This window comes from Halomonas ventosae (assembly GCF_004363555.1).
GTDB lineage: Bacteria > Pseudomonadota > Gammaproteobacteria > Pseudomonadales > Halomonadaceae > Halomonas > Halomonas ventosae.
In genome coordinates this window covers 313,050-319,609 of the sequence record NZ_SNZJ01000001.1, presented here as the reverse complement: position 1 = coordinate 319,609, position 6,560 = coordinate 313,050, and the positions used below count along the sequence as shown (strand labels likewise).

Below are 6,560 nucleotides of genomic sequence, written 5' to 3'. Positions count from 1 at the left end.
GCCGCTTGGCCGCTTGGCCGCTTGGCCGCTTGGCCGCTTGGCCGCTTGGCCGCTTGGCCGCTTGGCCGCTTGGCCGCTTGGCCGCTTGGCCGCTTCCAGCGTTAGCGCCTCACCGGCCGTTTCTGCAGCTTGCGCTGCAGGGTGCGGCGGTGCATCCCCAGGGCGCGGGCGGTGGCGGAGATGTTGCCGTCGTGCTCCTGCAGCACCTTCTGGATGTGCTCCCAGGTGATCCGGTTGATCGACGGCGGGTTGTCGGCCACCTCGGTCTCCGGGTCGCCCTCGGCCCGCGACAGCGCCATCAGCACCTCGTCGGCATCCGCCGGCTTGCAGAGGTAGTTCACCGCGCCCAGCTTGATCGCCTCCACCGCGGTGGCGATGCTCGAGTAGCCGGTCAGCACCACCACCCGGCACTCCGGCACGATCTCCAGCAGCTCCGGCAGCAGCTTCAGGCCCGACTCGTGCTCCAGCTTGAGGTCCAGGGTGGCCAGCTGGGGCTGGTGGCGGCGCGCCAGGGAGAGGGCCTGGGTAGCGTCATGGGCCACCAGCACCTCGAAGCCCCGGCGGCTCAGGGCACGGTCGAGCACGTGGCAGAACATCTCGTCGTCGTCGATGATCAGCAGGCGTTCGGCGGTCTCTTGCATGTTGTCCTCGCAGGGGTCACGGGGTCCGGCAACCGTCGGGCGTCAGGGCTCGGGCTGGCTGCGCGGCAGGGTCACCTCGGTCAGGGTGCCGCCCTCGGGGTGATTGTACAGGCTCACGCCGCCCCCGAAGCGGTTGATGGTGGCGTGGGTCAGGAAGAGGCCGATGCCCAGCCCCTTGCTCTTGGTGGAGACGAAGGTCTCGCCCAACTGGTCGGCGATGGACATCGCCACGCCGGGGCCGTGGTCGCGGATGTCGATGATCACCTCGTCGCTGTTCCAGTCGAGCCGGATGGTGACGTCGTCCGGGTTGGCGTCGGCGGCGTTGTTGAGCAGGTTGGTCAGTGCCTGGTCGAGGGTGGCATCCACCGCCAGCCAGGGCTGGCCGCGTCGCTCGGCGACTTCCAGGTGGTGGCTGACATCGGGGCGCAGCACCAGCCAGCGCTGGACCACCCCGGCCAGCCAGACCTGGGCGTCGTGCACCTCGGGTTCGGCCATGCGCCGCCGATCGGCACTCTCCACCAGGTGACGCAGCCGCGCCTTGCAGGTATCCACCTGCTGGCGCAGCAGCTCGATGTCCCGGATCAGGGCCGGGTGGTCCCTGGCATCCTCGCGCATCTCGCTGAGCAGCACCGCCATGGTGGAGAGCGGCGTGCCCAGCTCGTGGGCGGTGCCTGCCGCCTGGGTGGCCACGGCCAGCACCTGCTCGTTGCGCAGGGCGGCCTCGCGGGTGCGCGATAGCGCCTGGTCGCGACTGCGCAGGGCGCGGGCCATCTTGTAGATGAAGAAGGTGACCAGGCCCGCCGAGAGCCCGAAGTTGAGCCACATGCCGAGCACGTGAAGGCTGAGGGTCGCCCCGCCGTGGCCCTGGGCGAATTGCGGGACCGGCTGATAGGACACCATCAGGAAGCTGTAGGCGGCCATGGAGGCGGCGGCGATCACCCAGGCGTGCCGCCAGGGGAGGGTCGCCGCGGCGATGGTCACCGGCACCAGGTAGTAGTTGATGAAGGGGTTGTGGGAGCCGCCGGTGAAGTAGAACAGCAGCGTCAGGCCCGTCACGTCGACCAGCAGGTGGAGCAGGTACTCGCCGTGGGTCACCGCCCGCGGGCGGCCCATGCGCCACCAGGTGGCGATGTTGATCGCTCCCATGGCGACGATCACCGCGATCACCGCGGGCACCTGCAGCGAGAAGCCCAGCACCTCGATGCCGATGATGATCGCGGCCAGGAAGCCGGTCCAGGTGATGCCGCGCACGATGGTCAGCCGCACCAGGTTGCGGTTGGGCGTGGAGAGCGGCAGGGGCAGGGCGGCTGGCATGGCGACTCCGTGGATTGCGTCGGTGCGATGATACCTGATCCGGGCGATGCCGTGCCCGGGCATCCCCCCTGAGGCACAGTGTCGCCCATCGGCAACGGGCGCCGACAATCGCCGGTCGATGGCGGTATATTGGGGCCTGTTGATATGACCGGTGGACCCCAGCCCGATGCTCAGACGCCTGCTCCCCCTGCTGATCCTGGCCCTCGGCGTGGCGGCCTTCCTGTGGCTGCGGGCCACCCGGCCGGAGAGTGCCAGTGTCACACCGGAGGAGCGCAGCTGGCGGGTCGAGACCCTGGTGGCCGCGCCCGGCCGCCATGCCCCGGTGCTGCCGCTCTATGGCGAGGTGACGGCCCCCGAGATGCTCACCGTCACCGCGCCGCTGGCTGGACGTATCGCCGAGCGACCGGTGCGCGAGGGGCAGCGGGTCGCCCGCGGCGAGTTGCTGGTGGCCCTGGACGAGGCCGACGTCCGTCCCCCGCTGGCCCAGGCCGAGGCCGAGGTGGCCGATCGCCGGGCCCAGCTTTCGGGCGAACGGGTGCGCCACGACAGCGACCTTGCCACCCTGGAGCGCGAGCGGGAGCTGCTCGAGACCGCCCGTCGCCAGCTCGAACGCACCCGCTCCCTGGTGGGTCGCAATCTCGCCTCCCAGTCCGACCTGGACGCGGCCCGCAATGAACTGGCCCGGGCCCGGGTGACGGTGGCGGCCCGGGAGCGCGCCATCGCCGAGCACCCCGCCCGCCTCGCTGCTCTGGAGGCCGGCCTGGCGCACGCCACGGCCGCCCTGGCCGCCGCCCGTCGCGATGCCGAGCGCAGCCGCGTGGAGGCGCCCTTCGACGGCATCGTCACGCGCATCCGGGTGGCCCCGGGCGACCAGGTGGCCCCCCGCGGTGAGCTGCTCAGCGTCTATCCCGAGGCGGGGCTGGAGCTGCGGGCGCGCATCCCCCGGCGTCACCAGGCCGAGCTGCTCGAGGCCCTGTCCCGTGGGGAGCACCTGATCGCCACCGGCGATGAGGGGGCCCGCCTGGTGCTGGAGGGGCTGGCCGGGGAGGGCGACCCGGCCGGCACCGAGGCGATCTTCCGCCTCGAGACCGGCGGGACAGCGTTGCGTCTCGGCAGCCTGCTCGCCGTGTCGCTGGCCCGCCCGGCGATCACGGACAGCCTGGCGGTGCCCTACAGCGCGCTCTACGGCAACAATGCCCTCTACGTGATGGACGAGGAGGGCCGGATGCGTCGCCTGGCGGTGACCCGTCACGGCGAGGTGCTCCGCGACGACGGGGAGCGCTGGGCGCTGGTCAGCGGCGAGGCCCTCGCCGAGGGCGATCGGGTGATCATCACCCACCTGCCCAATGCCCTCCAGGGCCTGCGGGTCGAGGTCGCCGATCCCGGTGACGAGGGGCGCCCATGAGCCGACGGCGCGGCCTGATCGGCTTCTTCGTCCACCACCGGGTCGCCGCCAACCTGGTCATGCTGATGATGCTGCTTGGCGGGGTGCTGGGCCTGTCGCGCATGAACATCCAGTTCTTCCCCACCTTCGCCCTGGACGTGGTCAGCGTACGCACGGTATGGAGCGGCGCCTCGGCGGAGGACATCGAGCAGGGCATCACCGTGCCTCTCGAGCAGCGCCTGCGCAGCCTCGATGGCCTCAAGCGGATGACCTCCACCTCGGCCCAGGGGGGCTCCAGCATCACCCTGGAGTTCAACGAGGGCAGCGACCCGATCCTGGCCCTGGACGACGTTCGCCAGCAGGTCGACGAGTTCACCAACCTGCCGGCCGACGCCGAAGTGCCGCGGGTCGCCCGGGCCGCCCGCTACGAGCCGGTGGCCCGGCTGCTGGTGCATGGCGAGGTGAGCCACGACGAACTGCGTCATCTGGCCAACCGCTTCGAGGACCAGCTGCTGCAGCGGGGCATCGACCGGGTCGAGATCAGCGGCCTGCCCGAGCAGCAGATCAGCATCGAGGTGCCCGCGGAGCGACTCCAGGGGCTGCAGCTGAGCCTCGCCCAGATCGCCGAGCGTATCGAGGGCATGTCCCTGGACCTGCCGGCGGGGCTGCTCGGCCAGCAGGACAGCACCCGTGAGCTGCGGGCCGTGGAACAGCGCCGTGACGAGCGCGCCTTCGCCGACCTGCCGGTGCTCAGCGGCGACCGGGTGCAGCTGCGGCTGGGCGACATCGCCACCATTCGCCAGGAGTCCCGCGAGCAACAGGTGACCCTGAGCCGCGACGGCCATCCGGCGGTGGAGCTCATGCTGCAGCGAAGCGAGGACGGCAACTCCCTGGCCGCCGCCGAGGTGCTGGAGAACTGGCTGGCCGAGACCCGTCCCCAGCTGCCGCCCAGCGTGTCGCTCGAGGTCCACGACCAGACCTGGCAGCTGATCGCCGACCGTATCGGGCTGCTGATCAGCAACGGCCTCGGCGGCCTGGTGCTGGTCCTGCTGCTGCTCTACTTCTTCCTGCCCGCCCGGGTGGCACTGTGGGTGGCCATCGGCATCCCCACGGCCTTCATGGCGGCCATGGCGGTGTTCTGGGGGATCGGCGGGTCGATCAACATGATGTCGCTGTTCGCGCTGATCATGGCCCTGGGGGTGATCGTCGATGACGCCATCGTGGTGGGCGAGGACGCCGACGCCCATTTCCGCATGGGAGAGCCCGCCCGTCACGCCTCCGAGGGGGCGGCCAGGCGCATGTTCTGGCCGGTAGTGGCCTCGTCGCTGACCACGGTGGCCGCCTTCATGCCGCTGCTGCTGGTGGGGGGCGTGATCGGCAACATCCTCGGCGACATCCCGGTGATCATGATCTGCGTGCTCATCGCCTCGCTGCTGGAGTGCTTCGTCGTGCTGCCCGCCCACCTGCGCAACGCCTTCGTGCCGGGCCGAACGCCGCGACACCATCCGTTGTCGCGGCCGCGCGAGCGCTTCGAGGCGGCCTTCGAGCGCTTCCGCGAGGGGCCCTTCCGGCGCTTCTCGGCACTGACCCTGCGCCACCGCGGCGCCACCCTGGCCTCGGCCGTGGCGGTGGTGCTCTTCACCCTGGGCCTGCTGGCCGGCGGGCGCCTGGCGTTCAACTTCTTCCCCACGCCCGAGCCAAACGTGCTCTACGCCAATGCCAGCTTCGTGGCGGGCACCGACAGCGCGCGCGTCGATGAGCTGCTGGCGCGCCTGCAGGCGGCCCTGGAGGAGACCGAGCAGGCCCTGGGGGGCAACCTGGTCCAGCATGCCGTGACCCGCCATGGGGCGACGCTCGCCAGCGGCCTGCAGGCGCGCAGCGGCGACAACCTCGGCTCGATGATGGTGGAGCTCACCCCCTCGGACGACCGCGACGTGCGCAATGCCGAGTTCATCCGCGCCTGGCGCTCGCGCCTCGCCGAACCGGCGGGGCTCGAGAACCTGACCATCAACGAGCGTGCCGCGGGCCCGCCGGGCAAGGACGTCAACATCCGCCTGACCGGCGAGGAGGCCGGTGCCCTCAAGGCCGCCGCCGAGTCGCTCTCCCGTTCGCTGCGCGAGTTGCCCGGCGTGCTCGACACCGAGGACGACATGCCCTGGGGCCGGGAACAGCTGATCTACCGGGTCAACGCCCGGGGGGAGGCCCTGGGGCTGACCACGGCCGATCTCGGCCGGCAGCTTCGGGACGCCTTCGATGGCCGGCTGGTGCAGATCTACCAGGACGGCGCCGACGAGATCGAGGTCAGGGTGCTGCTGCCCCGGGCGCAGCGCGAGCGGCTCGCGACCCTGTCGCGGCTCAGCGTGCGCGTCCCCGACGGGCGCTTCGTCCCGCTCGACCAGGTCATGGCCCTGGATCACCGCCAGGGCTTCGAGGCGCTGCGCCATGCCGACGGTCGCCTGGCGGTGGAGGTCACCGCCGAGCTCGACACCGAGATGACCTCCGCCGAGCGCGTGCTCGATGCGGTCTCCGCCGAGGTGCTGCCGAGCCTGGCCAGCACCCACCGCCTGCGCTACAGCTTCGAGGGGCGCGCCGCCGATCAGCGCGAGACCTTCGCCGACATGCGCACCGGGCTGATGATCGGCCTGGGGCTGATGTACGTGGTGCTGGCCTGGGTCTTCGCCTCCTGGAGCCTGCCGCTGATCGTCATGGCGATCATCCCGCTGGCGCTGGTGGGGGCCCTGCTGGGGCACTGGCTGCTGGGACTCGACCTGACCATGCTCTCGCTGTTCGGGCTCTTCGGCCTCTCGGGCATCGTGGTCAACAACGCCATCATCCTGGTGGCCTTCTATCGCCACCAGCGCCATCAGGGGCTGGCCATCGAGGCGGCACTCAACGAGGCGGTGGTGCAGCGCGTGCGCGCCGTGCTGCTCACCTCCTTGACCACCATCGGCGGCTTGTTGCCGCTGCTCTTCGAGACCTCGCTGCAGGCGCAGTTCCTGATCCCCATGGCGGTCTCCATCGCCTTCGGCCTGGCCTTCTCGACCCTGCTGGTGCTCGCGGTGATCCCGGTGCTACTCAGCTACCTGGAGCGGCTACGCGAGCGACTCGGGCGCAGCGAGGACGTGCCCACCGACCAGCAGCGGGCATGAGCCTGCCGTCCGGCGCCGCCGGGGCTAGACTGTCAGCGAGGTCTTCGCTGCGTTCACCGGGAGGTGCCTATC

4 protein-coding genes are annotated in these 6,560 nt (G+C 71.1%); 2 read left to right on the top strand and 2 right to left on the bottom strand.

Annotation, left to right across the window (positions count from 1 at the left end; translation table 11 throughout):
* Positions 1-101: 101 nt before the first annotated feature.
* Positions 102-641 (bottom strand): response regulator transcription factor, encoded by a 540-nt coding sequence (locus tag DFP85_RS01540; RefSeq protein ID WP_133634260.1) that lies wholly within the window; start codon positions 639-641, stop codon positions 102-104.
* Between the two features lie 42 nt (positions 642-683).
* Positions 684-1,955, bottom strand: coding sequence for an ATP-binding protein (locus DFP85_RS01535; RefSeq protein WP_133634258.1), 1,272 nt, complete (start codon positions 1,953-1,955; stop codon positions 684-686).
* A 166-nt stretch (positions 1,956-2,121) separates the two neighbouring features.
* Here DFP85_RS01535 and DFP85_RS01530 point away from each other — a divergent pair, with 166 nt between their 5' ends.
* Together DFP85_RS01530 and DFP85_RS01525 are read left to right on the top strand one after the other, a co-directional pair.
* Positions 2,122-3,360 carry an efflux RND transporter periplasmic adaptor subunit gene (locus tag DFP85_RS01530; protein WP_133634256.1) on the top strand — a complete coding sequence of 413 codons (1,239 nt, stop codon included), beginning with the start codon at positions 2,122-2,124 and terminating at the stop codon, positions 3,358-3,360.
* Positions 3,357-6,488, top strand: coding sequence for an efflux RND transporter permease subunit (locus tag DFP85_RS01525; protein ID WP_133634254.1), 3,132 nt, complete (start codon positions 3,357-3,359; stop codon positions 6,486-6,488). Before DFP85_RS01530 ends, DFP85_RS01525 begins: the two co-directional genes overlap by 4 nt.
* Positions 6,489-6,560: the final 72 nt, after the last annotated feature.